Below are 17106 nucleotides of genomic sequence, written 5' to 3' on the forward strand. Positions count from 1 at the left end.
GAAAAAAAGGCAAAAGAAGCCCCGTGGTGCGAGTTTTGACTCTATATTACTGTAAGTGGCGCTGTAATAATGTGCTAACGCTTAAAATAAGCGCGATTTGGCTGAATGTAGAAAAAATAAAAAAGACATGCAGCCGCTATAATTTTATGTAATCCGCCAAAAAATACCCTAAGTTTTTTACTGAATTTTGTCATTGAGCCTGCAGGTCAAAAACAAGTTTTGAGTCATAAATACCCTTATTGTCATAATAAGGGGGCTGGCGAAGTTTGTCAAGTAAGTTTTTTCGCTTCTGCGGGCTACTTGAATAACGGCTACAATGTTTGTACAATTGTTCGTCATGCGCTGGAACCCGTTTTAGCCCTTATCTATATCTCAGTTCCACCAACAGTTATTGCGTCGACTTTGAGTGTTGGTTGACCAACTCCAACGGGCACATTTTGTCCATCTTTTGAGCATGTGCCAACACCGGGGTCCAACTTTAAGTCGTTGCCAACCATGGATACTTTTTTTAGCACTGTTGGCCCATCACCAATTAGTGTTGCTCCTTTGACTGGCCGTGTAATTTTACCATTTTCTATTAAGTAAGCTTCTGAAGATGAAAAAACAAATTTCCCTGACGTTATATCAACTTGCCCACCACCGAAATTTACTGCATACAGACCTTTCTTTACGCTAGATATTATTTCTTCCGGCGTATGTTTCCCTGGTAACATATAGGTGTTTGTCATGCGCGGCATAGTAACTTCTTTATAACTTTCTCTTCTACCATTACCAGCTGGATTCACACCCATGAGTTTAGCATTCATATGATCCTGCATGTAGCCTTTGAGAATTCCATCCTCTATCAACACATTATAACTGGGTGGAGTACCTTCATCATCTATGCTAATAGAACCACGCAAATTAGGCAGAGTTCCATCATCAACTACTGTGATGCCACTAGCTGCTACTTGTTTACCAATAGAATTTGAAAATGCTGAGACTCCTTTACGATTAAAATCGCCTTCGAGTCCATGACCCACAGCTTCATGCAACAATACTCCCGGCCAGCCCGGACCTAGAATAACTGTCATTTCTCCGGCTGGAGTTGGAATTGCTTCAAGATTTACCAGTGCTTGTTCCAAAGCCTGGTTTGCAACTTCTTTCCACTTTTTCTCAGAAATAAACTTACTATAAGAATCCCTTCCACCGTGTCCTGCGGAGCCTCTCTCGGTACGGCCATCCTTTTCTACAATGACTAGCACATTAAAACGTACCAGAGGCCTGATATCGCTTAATCTGTGATCACCCTTTATTATTTGTACGACTTGCCATTCTCCACTTAGAGTTATTTTTACTTGCTTCACGCAGTTATTTTTGGACCTTACATACTCATTAACCTCATTGAGTAGTTTAATCTTTGAATTCAGATCCATTTCATTTGTAGGGTTAATCCTCGAATATAGGCTTTTTGTCTCTTCGTTTAAATTTATTGAATTTGTCTTGTTTAAAGACACTGAGCTTTTTACCATAGAAGCAGCATTACTAATTTCTTTTTCGCTAATCTCAGAAGAACAAACGAAAGATGTACTATCCTCACAAAAAGACCTTAAACCAAATCCCCTTCTGGTATTCAAATCCACGTGTCTTAATATATTGTCATCAAAAACTAGGGACTCCGACTGGCAAAATTCTAGAAACAGCTCACCACCATCGCTATTGCTCAAAGCGTTATTGACTATTTTATATACGTTATTAATATTAACATTGTTTTGAGCGAAAAATATTTGGTCTAGATTTGGCATTACCTTTGAACTAAAAATTGTTTAAGTATATTATTTAACTTTAACATAGTAAACTATAAAAAGCCCGGGTGGCGGAATTGGTAGACGCGCTAGCTTCAGGTGCTAGTAACTTTTTAAGTTGTGGAAGTTCAAGTCTTCTCTCGGGCACTCTTAGCTTCCATATTGCTTGTTGAATTAGTTAATGCTACAATATAACGTATTAGGTAATATTTATGCTATGTATGGTGAAAAAGATAAGTTAGCCTACAGAAAGAAGGTACGAACTTACTCGAAACGCTTAGTTACTACACTATCTACTGCTTCTTTTATTGGATATATAGCAGCATTAGCCTTTAGTATTCCTGTCTTAAGTCTGTATTTTAGTATTGCCGGCACTATATTAAGTGTACTTTCGTTTGCTTTAAATATATGGTCATTAAAGGATCATTTCCTACAGCAGAAGCAACTTGGTGTAGCAGGACAAAAAAAACTAACAAAGATCTGTCTTGATATTACATCTAACGTTTCGTTTTTAATAGGAGGAATTGCATCTATATTGCCTCTCGAATCTCCTATCATTCCTTTTGTTTCTACTGCCTTTTTTATTCTAGGCTGTGCCTTTATGGCAGCTAATATCGTTCGGACTATGATTAGTAAGCCACAAATAGATAAAAATGATAATCTCAAAGCTAGTGATCAAATTAACATTCAAACCGCGATAGCTGGGCCTAATTATCATGCATCAATAAATTAACCCATTCGACTTATACAGGAATATTAGCTATATAATTCCATTGAAGGGAGCCATTCAAAAGAGCTCAACGTAATTAGCATTAGAAAAGTATAAGTGAATTTAAAGCTTAGTGGTAAATAGGGGACTGAGTATCCTTATTTCAACATCAATTACTTGAATAGTTGCTCAAGCCATCAAAATAAAAATTTTTATTCAGTAATTTGTGTATAAAGGGTACTATTTTACTAGTAGTGAAATAAATCAGAATGAAGTCTATTTTATTAACGAGGCCTTTATTGGATTCGTTCAATACAAGAAATATATTGAGAAAGTATGGATACAAAGTTTTTATAGAACCAGTATTCACAATAAAGTACTTAAATCCTGATATATCTGCGTACGAATTTGACGTTGTGATATCTACAAGTAAAAACAGTGTAAAGGCTTTTAGTCAAATATGCAAAGAGGATGACTTTCCGATTATTACAGCTGGTAATTCAACCATGCAGGCTGCAAAAAATTTGGGATTTTCTGATATAATCTCAGCAGACAGCAACGTTGATGGTCTGATATCATTCATAAAAGCTCATTATTCAAACGCAATAAAGTTCTTGTATATAAGGGGACAAGAAGTATCATGTGACCTAAAAAAGAGATTATCTGAAGAAGATTTTAATGTAAGAGAAGTTGTACTCTATAAAACAATTATAAAAAGGAGTCTAACTAATAGGTGTAAAAATTTACTGTTGGATGGTAAAATTGATAGTGTTGCTTTTTTTTCCTCACAGACAGCAAGGGTATTTTGTTCATTAGTTCTAAAAAGTGGGCTATCTCATGTGATGAATAATACAGCTGCATATACCATGAGTAAAAACATTGCTGATAGTTTAAGGTTAATCAAATGGAAAAAAATTATAACATCGAGGTTGCCTACTGGGGAGAGTTTAATTGATATAATTAATAAGGATTGTTGATGCTAAAGATTGCAACTTGGAATGTAAACTCCATACGTAAAAGAGTTAACCAACTTTGTAGTTTTATAGTTGACAGTCAGATAGATATAGTTTTGCTGCAAGAGATAAAATGTACGGAAGAGCAATTTCCTTATGTAGAGATAGAAAAGTTAGGATATGAATATGCTATCTATGGACAAGTTGCAAGAAATGGCGTTTGTGTTTTATCTAAATATCCGATACTGGAAAAATTAAAAATTGATGTTGTAGAGAGTCATCAAGAAGCACGTTATATAGAATGTGTGATAAAACACACCAATCATAAGGTAAGGGTAGGAAGTGTATACGTTCCAAATGGTCAAAGCCCAGACTCTCATATGTTTGAGTATAAACTCAAGTTTTTTGATAACCTATATGAAAGGATGAGCACTTTGTTGAAAAATGAAGAGTTAACTATTATAGCTGGCGATTATAATGTTGCACTGGATGAAATTGATGTTTTTGATTCAAATTTATTGAATGGCCAAGTGTGCTTTCATATAAAAGAACGTGAGAAGTTAAGAGCAATCTTGAATCTTGGGTTTAAAGACACGTTTAGAATATCCCACCCCAATTTGCAACAATTCACTTGGTGGCATTATCAAGGCAATTCACTCAGAAACAATCAAGGAATGCGAATAGATTATATGCTATTATCGCCACAAGCTGTAGATAAATTGGAAACATGCTACATAGATGATAGATTGCGTAAGCTAGAAAATCCATCTGATCATACTCCTGTTGTATGCGTTATAGAATAATAGTAGACCTCTTACACAACTCACTTTATTGGCAAACTTAGGTAGTCTTACTTGGTTGCTGCCCTGTGGTTTTTTGCTGATCTAAAGTAACTTGTTCAAGCACAGTAGACTGCTCACTCTTTTGAGTAAGTTGCTCCTCAGTTGTTACAGCAGGTTGATTACCCTGCCCAGTTTCATTAACTTTGGATCCTAAAATTTTACTAATACCATCAAGAATTTTCCCATCCCATCCTTCTTTTTTCTTTTCATCTCGTGAATGAGGGTTATATAAAGTACCTTCTTTGTCATTTGAAAAAAGAACCTCAACTCCCCCTTTTATGGCGAATATTGTACCAATAACGGCAGCAACTATCGCGAGTGTAGTAGGACCAAAAATTAATATTGAAGCAATGGAAAAAGAAATAGGAAGAAAAATCTTACGTAAGAATGCTGTTGCCATCTCTTCATCACTGAGTGGTGGTTCATCCTCCTCTTTTTTACCTTTACCTAAGAATGGTATTTTTTCTTTCACCCCATTCATAAAAGAGCTGGAAATATTTTTTGGGTCTATCTTTACTCCAAGCGGCCACCCAGCAAGCTTTATGAGTGAATCTTTAGCTTCTGTACCGCGTATATCAGCTACACATTCAGCTACTTCTTGCTTTATTTTGTCATTCTTTAAATTCTCTTCACTAGCTAAATTTTTTTCTCTAATTTTTTCAAATACGGAAAGTAAAAACTGAAGAAAATTTTCTTCACTTAGTGGTTTTACATCTTCTAGCTTGACATTTTTGAATATGATCTGATTTTGACTTAGCATGAAAGCAAGTACTGTCTCATCATCTTCCTTTAATTCTTCAGATTGTACTCTGTTTTCTAGCGACTGTATAAAGGCATCATAGATTGCCTTATGTTCCTCCTTAAAGATTACTTCATCCTCCATTACCTGAGCAGATGGCTCTGAAGGTTTTGCATTCTCTTTTTGTGGAACTAATATACCTGTCATGGCTGACCTATTTGCATTTACCTATGCTATAATTGTAGCATATTTTTCGTATTAGTTCAAATGATTTATACTCCTAGAATTCGCAATGTTTAAATCATAATTAAGAGAATTTAGACCCCAGTTGTCGCCAATTTTTACTTCCACTTCAAGTGGTATAGAAATTTCTATTGCATTTTCCATTACGTCTTTCATAAGTTTTGCTGTTTCTTGTACCTTTTCGTCTTCTACTTCAACCAGTAGTTCATCGTGAACTTGGAGGATTATTTTACCTACTTTTAACTGATCAAAAAGCTGAATCGTCGCACGTTTTATTATATCAGCAGCGGTTCCTTGCAGTGGTGCATTTATTGCTGCCCTTTCTGCAAATTGTCTTACATAAGGAATTGTATTGTTTATGTCTCTTACAAAGCATCTCCTGCCAAACAAAGTTTCTACATAACCATGCAATCTTGCGATAGACACTGCTTTTTCCATATAGACCTTTATTTCTGGGTAACAGGAAAAATAGTAATTAATGTATTCAGCAGCTTCCGCAATGGTAATTCCAAGCCGTTTTGCAAGGCCAAACGGGCTGATTCCATATATAATTCCAAAATTAATGGATTTTGCTTTGCGCCTTAATTGCTCATCTATTTCTTGCACTCCAAAAACTTGCCTAGCGGTGATATCGTGAATATCTTGTCCGTTTGCAAAAGCTTCTTTAAATGCTGCAACGTTTGCAACGTGTGCCAGGAGCCTCAATTCTATTTGCGAATAGTCAGCAGAGATTATCTTGCACCCTTTTGGCACAATAAATGCTTGTCTGATAAGATTTCCCTCTTCGCTTCTGATAGGAATATTCTGTAAATTAGGATTGCTGGAGCTCAGCCTTCCAGCTGCAGTTGCAGTTATTGAAAAGCTTGTGTGTATTCTATCATCGAGCGGATCAACCTGTTTTATTAATGCATCAGTGTAGGTACTCTTCAATTTACTTAAATGTCGCCAACTTAAAATTTTACCTGCAATTTCTACCCCTTCTTCTTCGAGTGCCTCTAGAACTTCATAATTGGTGCTATACGATCCAGATTTTGACTTTTTCTTTTTATTAAGCCCCATTTTATTAAATAAAACATCACTTAATTGCTTTGGCGAAGCAATATTAAATCTTTCCTCTGCTAAGTTATATATCTCATCTTCAAGCACGGCAATTACCTGCTGAAATTTATCGGACAGCTCCTGTAATTTTTGTATGTTCAGCAATATTCCATTTTTCTCCATATCAAATATTACTTTCATAAGTGGCTTATCGAAGCGCTCGTAAATTGTGAACAATTTTTCCTGAAATAACCTTTGCTTTAGCTTTTCATGAATTGCTATTAAAGTTTTTGCCGAGAAAATTTCTGCATTTTCACTCAAATTATGCGCAACTATGTTTGGAATACTGTGATCATGTTTTCCTGTATCCAAGCTATACGACATTATCATCAAATCATCAACTGAATCTAGCATCTTCTCCACTGCAGGGAAGATTTTCCTCATCTCTTTAATGTTATGTATTATTTTAAGCACCCCATTTGAGAGTAAAGTTGAGTTGATTGTAATGAGTGCATTTTGTATGCTATCTTGCTCTATACAAAAAATATTACTTTCGCTATAAGATAGACTTAATACATTGTTTTCAAGGTGGTAATGAATTGCAATTTTGCCTTCATATCTACAATGCTCCAAAAATTTCTCTAACTCTTCACTACTATATTCTATTTTCTCTTTTGTGCTAGATCCATTATAGGAAAAAAGCTTTTCTATTTTACCTATTAAGGAATTGAATTCATACTTCTTTAAAAAGGATAATAGTTTTTCCATATTTGGAGGGCGAACTTCACATTTTGCAATATCATGTTGAAGGTCTACTTTTTCGCATAGTGATAAAAGTTCTCTTGAAATTAGCGCTTTTTCCTTATGTTCAGCAAGAATATTACGAATCCTCGTTTGCTCGATGTTATCAATGTTCTCTATAATATTATTCAATGAATCAAATTCATCTAGTAATTTAGCTGCAGTCTTCGGACCTATTCCCGGAACGCCTGGAATGTTGTCAGATGCATCACCAGTTAGAGAAAATAAATCAAGAAGCTTGTGTGAGTTTACACTAAATTTTTCTATTACTTGTTTTTCATCTATATATATATTTTTAATGGGGTCGAATATTAAAATATTATGGTTCAAGAGTTGAAATAAATCTTTATCTGATGAAACGACTACCACTTTAAAGTCTTGGTGGTTGGCGTATTTTGCAGCTAGTGTTGCGATTATGTCATCTGCTTCATAACCTTCAATTTCTTCATAGCTGAGGTTAAAAGCTTCTACCGCTTCCCTCAGTATGGTGAACTGTGGAATTAGATCCTCAGGAGGCGTTACTCTGTTTGCTTTGTATTCAGGATATAAATTGTGCCTAAAATTCTTTTTTCCTGCATCAAGTGCTATAGTTAAGTAGTCCGAATGGGCAATGTACTTAAGAACCATATTCAGAAAGCCATATACACCACCTATTGGCATTCCTGTTGTGGTAATTAAGTGAGGTAGTACATAGTAAGCTCTGAAAAGAAAACCATAGCCATCGATGATTGTGAAAGTTTTTTCTTTCATTGTAGATATTTATGCGTGCTTTTGATGGTCCACTATTTAGCTGCGAAAATCAAGTTTTTGTTTTTCTGCTTTTGAGCATTGTAAGAGATTCTGCCGAAAATAGCATTCATGCATGGTTATACCAATTAGACTTCTTGCATAACCATATGACGAACTTTTATTGGGAATAGAAACGAAAAAACTTACTTGACAAACTCCGCCAGCCCCCTTATCATGAAACTGAAGGTATTCAGTTATCTTCATCTGTGCAGATTAAACAGCAAGAAAACAACGTAGTTGGCGTCTTATTTTTAATTTTTTGCACTATGTGCACCTTATGTCTTCACAACATTTCTAGGTTTTTGCCTATATAAGCTGAAACGCGCTTATAAGTCGTTTAAGACAGTATAGTACGCCAATTTGCAGGATTAGAGAGTGACAACTAGCTAACACGGGGTTTCTTTTGTCTTTTTTTCTGCTTAGTAAATTTCTTAAACATTTTAGCTAAGGTAAGTTGTATTTAAAAGCAGCTAAATTGCAGTGTTTAAGACTTAAAAAACGCCAATGTTTTTAAATAGATATTAATCGGGGCTTCTTTTGCCTTTTTTTTTATTTGGTAAATTTCTTAATATTTGTGGCTAAACGACAATCGTCATCCCGCTGCTTGTTAGCGGGATCTAGAGATACCGCGAATGAATCGCGGTATGACGGTTCGCGGCGGCATGATGATAAGCTCGTCATCCCGCTACTTGTTAGCGGCTAAGAGATACCGCGGCGGTATGACGGTGTAGATGATGGTTAAGTAATTCGTCATCCCGCTACTTGTTAGCGGGATCTATGCCGAGATACCGCGAATGAATCGCGGTATGACGGTCTGCGGTGACATGACGGTTAAGCAATTCGTCATCCCGCTACGTGTTAGCGGGATCTATGCTAAGAGATACCGCGAATGAATCGCGGTATGACGGTTCGTGGCGGTATGACGGTTCGCGGTGGCATCTCGTCATCCCGCTGCTTGTTAGCGGCTAAGAGATACCGCGAATGAATCGCGGTATGACGGTTCGTGGCGGCATGATGATAAGCTCGTCATCCCGCTGCTTGTTAGCGGGATCTAGAGATACCGTGAATAAATCACGGTATGACGTGTTAGCTATACCTTTTTTCTACTTAGCTTGGGTTATACAAGAAGTCTAATGAAGTGAAAATAAATTTATTTACCAAAATAGAGTTGCCTTGGTCTACAGATCTTAGTTTCTTTATCATTTATCATTTCATACCACTGAGTAACCCAACCAGTGGTTCTTGCAAGTGCAAAAATAGGCGTGAATATATTTGAGGGAATATCGATAGCATTCATTATTATACCTGAGTAAAAATCAACATTTGGATATAACTTACGCACGATAAAATATTCATCCTTTAAAGCTATTTCTTCAAGTTTTTTTGCAATTTTGAGCAATTCATTATTTTGTTCTAGTTTACTTAGAACCTCATGACAAGCGTCTTTCAATATCCGCGCGCGCGGATCATAATTTTTATAAACACGATGTCCAAATCCCATCAATTTAAATGGATCTTTATCATCTTTAGCTTTTTCGATGAATTTATCTATATCTTCACTTTGCTCTATCTCTTTTAGCATATTTATAACTGCTTCATTAGCTCCACCATGTGCTGGTCCCCAAAGTGTAGCAACTCCTGCAGAGAGGCTTGCAAACAGATTAGAGCCAGCCGATCCCACCAATCTGACAGCCGCCGTAGAAGCATTCTGTTCATGATCAGCATGGAGAGTAAATATTTTATCCAGAGCTTTTGCAAAAAGGGCGCTTTTATCATTATCAACAGCATCGCCAAATATCATCTTTAAGAAATTTTCACTGTAACTTAATTCATTGTTAGCATTTATGAATTCCTGATTGTTGATATGCCTATAAATCATTGCAACAATTGCAGGAACTTGTGCTATTGCAGAAATTCCAAAATCTAAATCTTCACCATTGACATTGTTGCCATGTGTTTCATGGTAAGATGCTGACAAATTTGCAAAACATGCAACTAAAATCGACATAGGGTGAGCAGTTTTTGGAAATGCTTTGATTACATTTGTAACTTGCTCTGATACTTTGGATGATTCTTGTATTTTGAGAAGAAATTTTTTGTGTTGCTCTGAACTGGGTAGTTCACCATAGAGTAATAAATAAATCACAGCAGTAAAACTATTATTCTCTGCCAAATCAGCTATATCATGTTCCCTATATTTAAGAACTCCTTCATCTCCATCAATAAATGTAATCGAAGAAGAACATGAAGCTGTGGAAACAAACCCCGGATCATAAGTGAATAATCCTGTCGTCTTATATAAATCCTTGATATTTAACACGTCAGGACCTATTGTTCCACTTAATATGGGTAGCTCAATTTTTAATCCATTACTTAGTTCTAATAGCACTTTTTTATCCATCACTTAAGCTACTTAAATTTTATACAGAATATACAAACTGAAGAGTATATATTAATACAGTTAACTTTACATTAACCGTATTAAGCGGTCATCAATGCTTTTACTTTTGCATTTAAGCGACTTATTTTACGCGCAGCAGTATTCCTATGAATAACACCTTTATTCACACACTTGTGTAAATTAGATTCAGCATTCCGAAATGCCAGAACAACATTTTCTTTGTCGCCAGACTTGATTATATCAACCAATTTTCTAATAGCGGTGCGAGTTTTACTTTTCCGCATCTTATTTATTAAAGTGCGCTTTGCTATTACCTTTATCATTTTTTTAGCACTCTTATGATTTGCCATATATTAATACCTAAAATACTGTACTTTTTTTTTAATTATAAAGTTTTTTTGTTAATTTGCAATATCAGTTTTTTCTATGGTTAATCTACTGCTTCTCTCTTCAATAATTTTTTCTAAACTTTGCAAGAATTCATTTTTGTTTAACCCAGGATATATTGGGGGCAATATTTCTATTACTGCCTTTCCGGGATTCTTTCTCAGAGAAAGTATGCTTTTTGGCCAAAACAAACCAGTGTTTAAAGCAACCGGTAACACAGGAACAGATAATACGCTATATAAAGCAGCAATACCTGGTTGATATTTTATATTTTGGTTTATAGTCGTTCTTGTACCTTCAGGAAATATTATTATGCTTCTATTTTCTTTTATACGCATTTTTGCTAGTTTAATTATATGGCGTATAGCACTGATACCATCTGAACGGTTAATAAAAATCATTTTCAGCGCTATAAGATGTAAACCAATGAATGGAATCCATTTCAATTCACGTTTTAAAATAAAAACCGCTTTTCTAAATAGTAGTATAAAAATAAATGTTTCAAATGGAGATTGGTGTTTAGATGCAATGATAAAAGGTTGCTTAGGAATGTTTTCCATTCCCCTAACTTCATATTTAATGCCACATAATAAACGCAGCATGAATAATACAACTCTCACCGAACAGACGAGGAAAATGGTTATTACATACTCAGGAAAGAAAATTACAGGGAGAGCAATTAAAGTATAGAATACTTCCCATAATATAAGGAAGAAATTAAACAATAAACTTGAAATCACAAACTCACATAAACTTATTTGAATTTAACTTTACTACAAATTAAAAGCAATAAGTTTAATTATTGATCATCTGAGTAATAGGATGCGAATCAGCTAATTTGTCCTTTAACTTTTCGTTAGCAATATGAGTATATATTTGTGTTGTAGAAAGGTTAGTATGGCCAAGAACTTTCTGTATCAACACAATATTTGCTCCGCTATCCAGTAGATGGGTAGCAAAAGAATGCCTAATCACGTGTGGAGAGATCTTATTTTCATCAATATTGCATTTTCTTGCTAACTCCTTCATTAATTGACCGACCCTCTGCCTTGTAATTGGTTTATTAGGTTTATCACCTGGGAATAGCCAATCGGATTCCTTTTCGTTAGGGATCAGATTGTCACGAACTGATAAATAATTTCTAAGGCTCTGCAATGCTTGTTCATTAAAAAGAATTTGCCTCTCTCTACCACTTTTTCCTTTTATTATTATATAGCATTCTTTGTTATTACTGTTTATTAAATGTGACACTTCACATAACTTCATATCAATTAGTTCAGAAACACGCATTCCAGAAGAGTAAAGGATATCTAAAATCGCACATAGCCTTTTACTGCTTATCTCTTTATTCGATTCGCTTGCTGATTTTCTCACTGCGTCCATTAGCAAAAATATTTCTTCGACACTTAAATACTTAGGCAAAGGACGAGAAACTTTTGGATTCTTTAATTCAGCATCATTAGCCGGTGCTGGATTAAAATCTATTATTCCGTCATTAAATAGACACTTATAGAAATTTTTCGTAGCGGATATTTTTCTTGATATAGAGCTACTTTTATATTTTTTTTGTGTACATAGATATTTCACATAATCTTTAATATTGGTTTTGTTTACGCCAACCAAGGTAGTGCCGCTTTCTAATAAAAATTCTTCAAACTGGTGTAAATCCGAACGATAACTTTCCAGAGTATTTTGTGTAGCGGACCTCTCTGAAGCCAAAGCATCTATGTAATATGTTATGTAAAGATTTTCTTTTTTATTTTGCGACTGTTTATTTTTCATTATCAGCTCCTATATTTATTTCTTTGGCTATAATTTGATTGGAAGTGTTTCCTATGTGTCTTATGAGAAAATATGAGACAAATAAGGCATTTATCAATAGAGTGAACATCACAAACCTTTGCTTTAACCTTTTTTTTAAATTTAATCTTACTCTTATCATAGTTAAATTATAACGTCAAATCTATAAAAAACACCTTATAAAGTGAGCTCTACTATAAATATAGAATACTTCTTAGCTGTATCTATCTATATTTATTATAACATAACATTTATTATAATTCTAACATGGACAGATAGAGATTTCAATTACGTTAGTGTTATGGGTGTTAATAAATTTTTAATATATACAATGAGTACTTTACAAAAGAAGAAATCAAATGGCATCTTTTTTAAATAAAGTGCTAATAAAAGGAACGGTCACATTTGACCCTATAGATTCATTATCTATCTTCTCTATAATTTTATCAATGCTATAGAAAGAACGTTCTATTCTTGCTAAAATATAATTAATCACTTTTAAATCAATTTTTAACTGTTTATCTGAAAATCGTTTTATTAGCATGATTCTTAATAATTCTTCGCTTGCAGGCAAAATTTTTACGCTGATAGTTGACAATATTCGAGAACTTAAATCTCTTAGTTTGAAGTTAAGTTTTTTTGGTGAAATTGAAGAAGTGATTAGCAGCTTCTTATCATTTTCTTTCATGTAATTGTAACAATGTAATAACATTTCTTCATCTTTAATGTTTTGTACGTCTTCTAAAATAAAAGCATCGCTATACCTAATCTCGCTTACAAAGTTATTCACATTGATAAAAATTGCATCGTTTATTGACTGCCAAATATGAGCAAGATGAGTTTTACCAGAGCTTTTAGGTCCAAAAAGAATGAGAGATTTCCAAGATAAATCCTCAATTACTGAATTATATATGTGCTTATTTTCATCTAAGATGATGTAATTTTGCCGACTATAATCAGCTTGATTGTTGTTAAATAAATTTAATTGCACATTAAACCTCCTACGTAACCTCTTTCTGGTAGTAATTTTTGCGCAGAAATTTACTTACGCTCCTCAAATATCTCAGGTATTCTGGGCTCATTTCTCCTCTTACCATAAATTGATTATGCAAAAGGTCTGTTAGCCGTTTTTATAAAGCTCACTTTTAAAATATTTATTGATTGCATATTCTACTGATACATTGAACATTGCTATTATTGGAATAAAAAGTAATATACCTGTAAACCCAAAATATGAAGCGCATATAGTAATTCCCAGAATAATTACAGTTGGATGTATATGAACTTTTTTTCCTATTAATAAAGGAACTAATATGTTTGAATCTATTAATTGTCCAACACCAAATAATAGCAAAACGGCAGCACTTTCAAACCATTCACTAAATTGAGTAATAGCGCTCAAAAACCCAATAATGGTATATAATAATGGTCCTACGTAAGGTATGAACGTTAATATTCCTGATAAAATTCCAATAACAATAGAGTGTTTCAATCCGATTATGCTCAGGCTCACAGAGTAAAAGACCATCATGACAATACATACATTTACCTGCCCCTTTAGATAATTAGATATGATGAAATCCACTTTGGAAAAATAATTTGCAACTTTTTCTCTATAAGAAACAGGAATTAATTTATTAGCTTTTTCTATAATTAAAGGCCAATCACGTAATATATAGAAAAACACTACAGGAGTAATCACCATTAATGATACCGTGTGAATCAAGCTAAAGCTTGAACTTAACACTTGGATTATAAAGTTACTAGCAATATCAAGAGCATTTATGAAATAAGATACATAGTCGCTGTAATTTTCTGCTAGATTTTTAGATAAGTGATCAAATAAGCTATCCTCGATTTTTATATTAAGAAATTCTAATACAGAGGGGATTACTTTAAGTTTTAATGAAGGCACTTTACTCACTAAGAAATTTAATATTGAAGTAATTTGAACATATATAATAGGTAAAACAAATGTTATAACTAGTATAAAAGCTATTAATAAAACAAGTATTATAAAAATTACAGAACATGAACGCGGTATTCTATACTTTTCAAACTTGACTACTAGCGGATTAAACAAATATGCAATAACAATAGACATTAAACATGGAAAAATCATAGGACGCATCAGGAATAACATCCCTATTATAAAAAGCAGTATAAAACAAATAGTTATATGACGTTTTTGCATGCGTTTAGCATAGTCAATTTACTGAAAAATATACAGTTTATTGTAAATACTATCTATTCATTGTTTTATCAATTTTATTAAGTATTAGGTCAATCAAATTTTCACCCAATTCCCAACTAGATAAAACTCCGTTATGTGGATCATCTTCATACCTTTTCGAATTAACAATCTTGATCAATTTTCCACGTAGCAATACATCATTTTCTATTGCGTGCGCCAATTGTGCAGGTTGTGGTATTAAGTAATCTCTTTTGCTATTAATAACTATTATTGGCATATTCAATTTTCCCTCATCTCGCAACTTTCGTATATCGTTCACTAAATCAAAATCTAGATCTAAAGCCTTTAGCAATTTTTTAAAAATGGATGAGGGCAACATACTTAAAATTTTTGCTTGAGGGATCGGAAAATGCCCTATTGCTGTATGAAAAGAGCTGAAAGTGCTAGTAAAAATAACACTTCCAAGTTTAACGTTTTTGTCTGCAAAGTGCTTCAAAACTGCCGATGCAACTGCTCCTCCAAAGGAATGGCCAAAAAGTATAATGTTTTCAGGCCTCACACCCTTGTCCATTAATTCATTGATTTCTTCTATCGAGGGCTTAAGCAAACTTTGATCTCTATTTATAAAGGGAATAATAATAAGCATTACGGATAAAAAAATGCAAGTTAGAGCAGCTAAGCTTGCTAAACCAACTACTCCAGCTGTTATGGGGCTTATAAGTAGTAATATTGCAATGGGCGCTGATACAGATGCCACGAGGAACAAAAAGCTAACTGCAGCATAAGTTATGTAGTTTTGGAATATAGCCGGATATTTATGTGTATGAGCAATAGCTTTTAGCCTATTTCTGCCACATAAATGCTGTAAGCATTGTTGAGCATTTTTATGATTATCCCCTATTCCATGAAAGAATATAAGGTGTATCTCATTTTCTTTATTACACTTAGTAATGTGCATTCTAGCATCGTATTATATCTTATAAGATAATACACTCTTTTTTTAAAACTGTAAATAACTTGTTACTATACACTTACGCTGAAAATGATAAATATGCACACTAACAGACTTAAGAAATACAAAATAGCAGCATTAATAGTTGCAGCAGGAGTAGGCAGTAGATGCAGTAACACAATTCCTAAGCAGTATACAAAACTTGCAGGTAAATCTGTTTTATTTCATGCAATTAAAAGATTTCTGGCTAACCAATATATAGATTACATAAGAATAGCAATTAATAGAGACCATGAAAGTTTTTATAGGGAAGCAATGGATCTCTTATCCAACCATTATTTAAGTGAAAAATCAGCAGTACACTCCTTCCAGCGCGTGACGCTGGAATCTAGAAAAAAAGAAAGTATGGATCCAAGTAGTCAAGCTACTTGGATGACAGGAGGTGTAGATACTAAATTACTAAGTCCAATATATGGAGGAGAAAACAGGCAAAATTCAGTTAAACTAGGGCTTGAAAGCTTACAAAAAATTAACCCAGATTTTGTAGTTATACACGATGCTTGTAGGCCTTTTGTGTCAGATGTTCTGATAGATAACTTGGCTCAGTCCATGATTAATGATCAATATACAGGAGTAGTACCAGCAATAGAAGTCGAAGACACTATGTCATTGGTGGGTAATAATTTCGTTGAATCTACGATTTCAAGAGGAAAACTCAGAGCCATACAAACTCCTCAAATTTTTAATTTCAAAGAATTATTATCGTGCCATCAATCAGACAAAGAATTTACTGACGATTCATCACTAATGGTAGAGCACAAAAAACATGTTGCGATTATTAAAGGTGAGAAAAGCAATTTTAAGTTAACCACAAAAGAGGATATCAATATGGCAAAGCTTCTCTTTGAAGAGCCAAAATTTCGTGTCGGAACTGGTTATGATATACATAAGTTCATTAAAGTTCAAAATGGTGCTGAGAGCTTTATAAAAATTTGCGGTGTGAAAATTGAACACAACATGGCAATAGAAGCGCACTCTGATGGTGATGTTGCAATACATGCAATCGTTGATGCAATACTCGGAGCACTGGGATGTGGCGACATAGGAGAGCACTTTCCTCCTAGTTCCTCTGAATGGAAAGATTGCAATTCATCTCACTTTCTTGACTTTGCTGCTAAAAAAGCAAAGGAAAAAGGGTACAGCGTGTCTAATTTAGATATTACTATAGTTTGTGAGGAGCCTAAAATATCGCCTTACAAAGTAGAAATGAAGAAATTCATATCAAAAGCATTAGAGATTGATGATGAATTTGTAAATATCAAAGCAACCACTGCAGAAAAATTAGGTTCTATTGGAAGAAATGAAGGAATAGCAGCATATGCTTCTGTGTTATTGCATACAAACTTTTATTGGGAATAGAAACGAAAAAACTTACTTGACAAACTCCGCCAACCCCCTTAACATAAACACTGAG

The 17106-nt window shown here is 34.2% G+C and carries 15 protein-coding genes and 1 tRNA gene; 5 read left to right on the forward strand and 11 right to left on the reverse strand.

Annotated elements, in window-relative coordinates:
* Positions 1–365: 365 nt before the first annotated feature.
* Positions 366–1784, reverse strand: a complete 1419-nt coding sequence (gene tldD, locus ABWU75_RS04285; protein WP_353286683.1) for a metalloprotease TldD — start codon at positions 1782–1784, stop codon at positions 366–368.
* Between the two features lie 62 nt (positions 1785–1846).
* On the opposite strand from tldD, the gene ABWU75_RS04290 reads away from it, so the two are divergent.
* The 4 genes from ABWU75_RS04290 (at position 1847) to ABWU75_RS04305 (ending at position 4249) form a co-directional block, all read left to right on the forward strand.
* Positions 1847–1931: transfer RNA gene (locus ABWU75_RS04290), tRNA-Leu, on the forward strand.
* Between the two features lie 70 nt (positions 1932–2001).
* A complete protein-coding gene (locus tag ABWU75_RS04295) occupies positions 2002–2517 on the forward strand; it encodes a hypothetical protein (protein WP_264732582.1) in 516 nt (171 codons plus the stop codon).
* Positions 2518–2762: 245 nt separating this feature from the next.
* A complete protein-coding gene (locus ABWU75_RS04300) occupies positions 2763–3470 on the forward strand; it encodes a uroporphyrinogen-III synthase (protein WP_353286684.1) in 708 nt (235 codons plus the stop codon).
* Positions 3470–4249: an exodeoxyribonuclease III gene (locus ABWU75_RS04305; protein ID WP_264328846.1), complete on the forward strand. Its 780-nt coding sequence runs from the start codon at positions 3470–3472 to the stop codon at positions 4247–4249. The genes ABWU75_RS04300 and ABWU75_RS04305 overlap by 1 nt, the downstream gene beginning before the upstream one ends.
* A gap of 37 nt (positions 4250–4286) precedes the next feature.
* Here the strand turns inward: ABWU75_RS04305 and ABWU75_RS04310 are convergent, their stop codons facing one another.
* The 10 genes from ABWU75_RS04310 to ABWU75_RS04355 all read right to left on the reverse strand — a co-directional run bounded on the left by ABWU75_RS04310 (position 4287) and on the right by ABWU75_RS04355 (position 15638).
* Positions 4287–5234: a hypothetical protein gene (locus tag ABWU75_RS04310; RefSeq protein ID WP_264731454.1), complete on the reverse strand. Its 948-nt coding sequence runs from the start codon at positions 5232–5234 to the stop codon at positions 4287–4289.
* 51 nt (positions 5235–5285) lie between these two features.
* Positions 5286–7859 carry a DNA polymerase I gene (gene polA / locus ABWU75_RS04315; RefSeq protein WP_353286685.1) on the reverse strand — a complete coding sequence of 858 codons (2574 nt, stop codon included), beginning with the start codon at positions 7857–7859 and terminating at the stop codon, positions 5286–5288.
* A gap of 1189 nt (positions 7860–9048) precedes the next feature.
* On the reverse strand, positions 9049–10299 hold the full coding sequence (locus ABWU75_RS04320; protein ID WP_353287070.1) for a citrate synthase: 1251 nt from the start codon (positions 10297–10299) through the stop codon (positions 9049–9051).
* Between the two features lie 80 nt (positions 10300–10379).
* Positions 10380–10649, reverse strand: a complete 270-nt coding sequence (rpsT, locus tag ABWU75_RS04325) for a 30S ribosomal protein S20 (RefSeq protein ID WP_006279236.1) — start codon at positions 10647–10649, stop codon at positions 10380–10382.
* 51 nt (positions 10650–10700) lie between these two features.
* Positions 10701–11426, reverse strand: a complete 726-nt coding sequence (locus tag ABWU75_RS04330; protein ID WP_341822820.1) for a lysophospholipid acyltransferase family protein — start codon at positions 11424–11426, stop codon at positions 10701–10703.
* A gap of 55 nt (positions 11427–11481) precedes the next feature.
* The gene (locus tag ABWU75_RS04335) at positions 11482–12468 is read right to left on the reverse strand and encodes a tyrosine-type recombinase/integrase (RefSeq protein ID WP_264731460.1); all 987 of its coding nucleotides are present in this window, start codon (positions 12466–12468) and stop codon (positions 11482–11484) included.
* Positions 12458–12628 (reverse strand): hypothetical protein, encoded by a 171-nt coding sequence (locus ABWU75_RS04340; RefSeq protein ID WP_309166781.1) that lies wholly within the window; start codon positions 12626–12628, stop codon positions 12458–12460. Before ABWU75_RS04340 ends, ABWU75_RS04335 begins: the two co-directional genes overlap by 11 nt.
* 213 nt (positions 12629–12841) lie before the next feature.
* Positions 12842–13477, reverse strand: coding sequence for a DnaA ATPase domain-containing protein (locus tag ABWU75_RS04345; RefSeq protein WP_253309351.1), 636 nt, complete (start codon positions 13475–13477; stop codon positions 12842–12844).
* Positions 13478–13606: 129 nt separating this feature from the next.
* Positions 13607–14680, reverse strand: coding sequence for an AI-2E family transporter (locus ABWU75_RS04350; RefSeq protein ID WP_264735948.1), 1074 nt, complete (start codon positions 14678–14680; stop codon positions 13607–13609).
* A 49-nt stretch (positions 14681–14729) separates the two neighbouring features.
* Positions 14730–15638 (reverse strand): alpha/beta hydrolase, encoded by a 909-nt coding sequence (locus ABWU75_RS04355; protein WP_253309353.1) that lies wholly within the window; start codon positions 15636–15638, stop codon positions 14730–14732.
* An 84-nt stretch (positions 15639–15722) separates the two neighbouring features.
* On the opposite strand from ABWU75_RS04355, the gene ispF reads away from it, so the two are divergent.
* A complete protein-coding gene (gene ispF / locus ABWU75_RS04360; RefSeq protein ID WP_264731464.1) occupies positions 15723–17051 on the forward strand; it encodes a 2-C-methyl-D-erythritol 2,4-cyclodiphosphate synthase in 1329 nt (442 codons plus the stop codon).
* The last annotated feature ends 55 nt before the right edge of the window (positions 17052–17106 follow it).

It is taken from the genome of Wolbachia endosymbiont (group A) of Anthophora plumipes (assembly GCF_964028115.1).
Classification (GTDB): Bacteria; Pseudomonadota; Alphaproteobacteria; order Rickettsiales; family Anaplasmataceae; genus Wolbachia.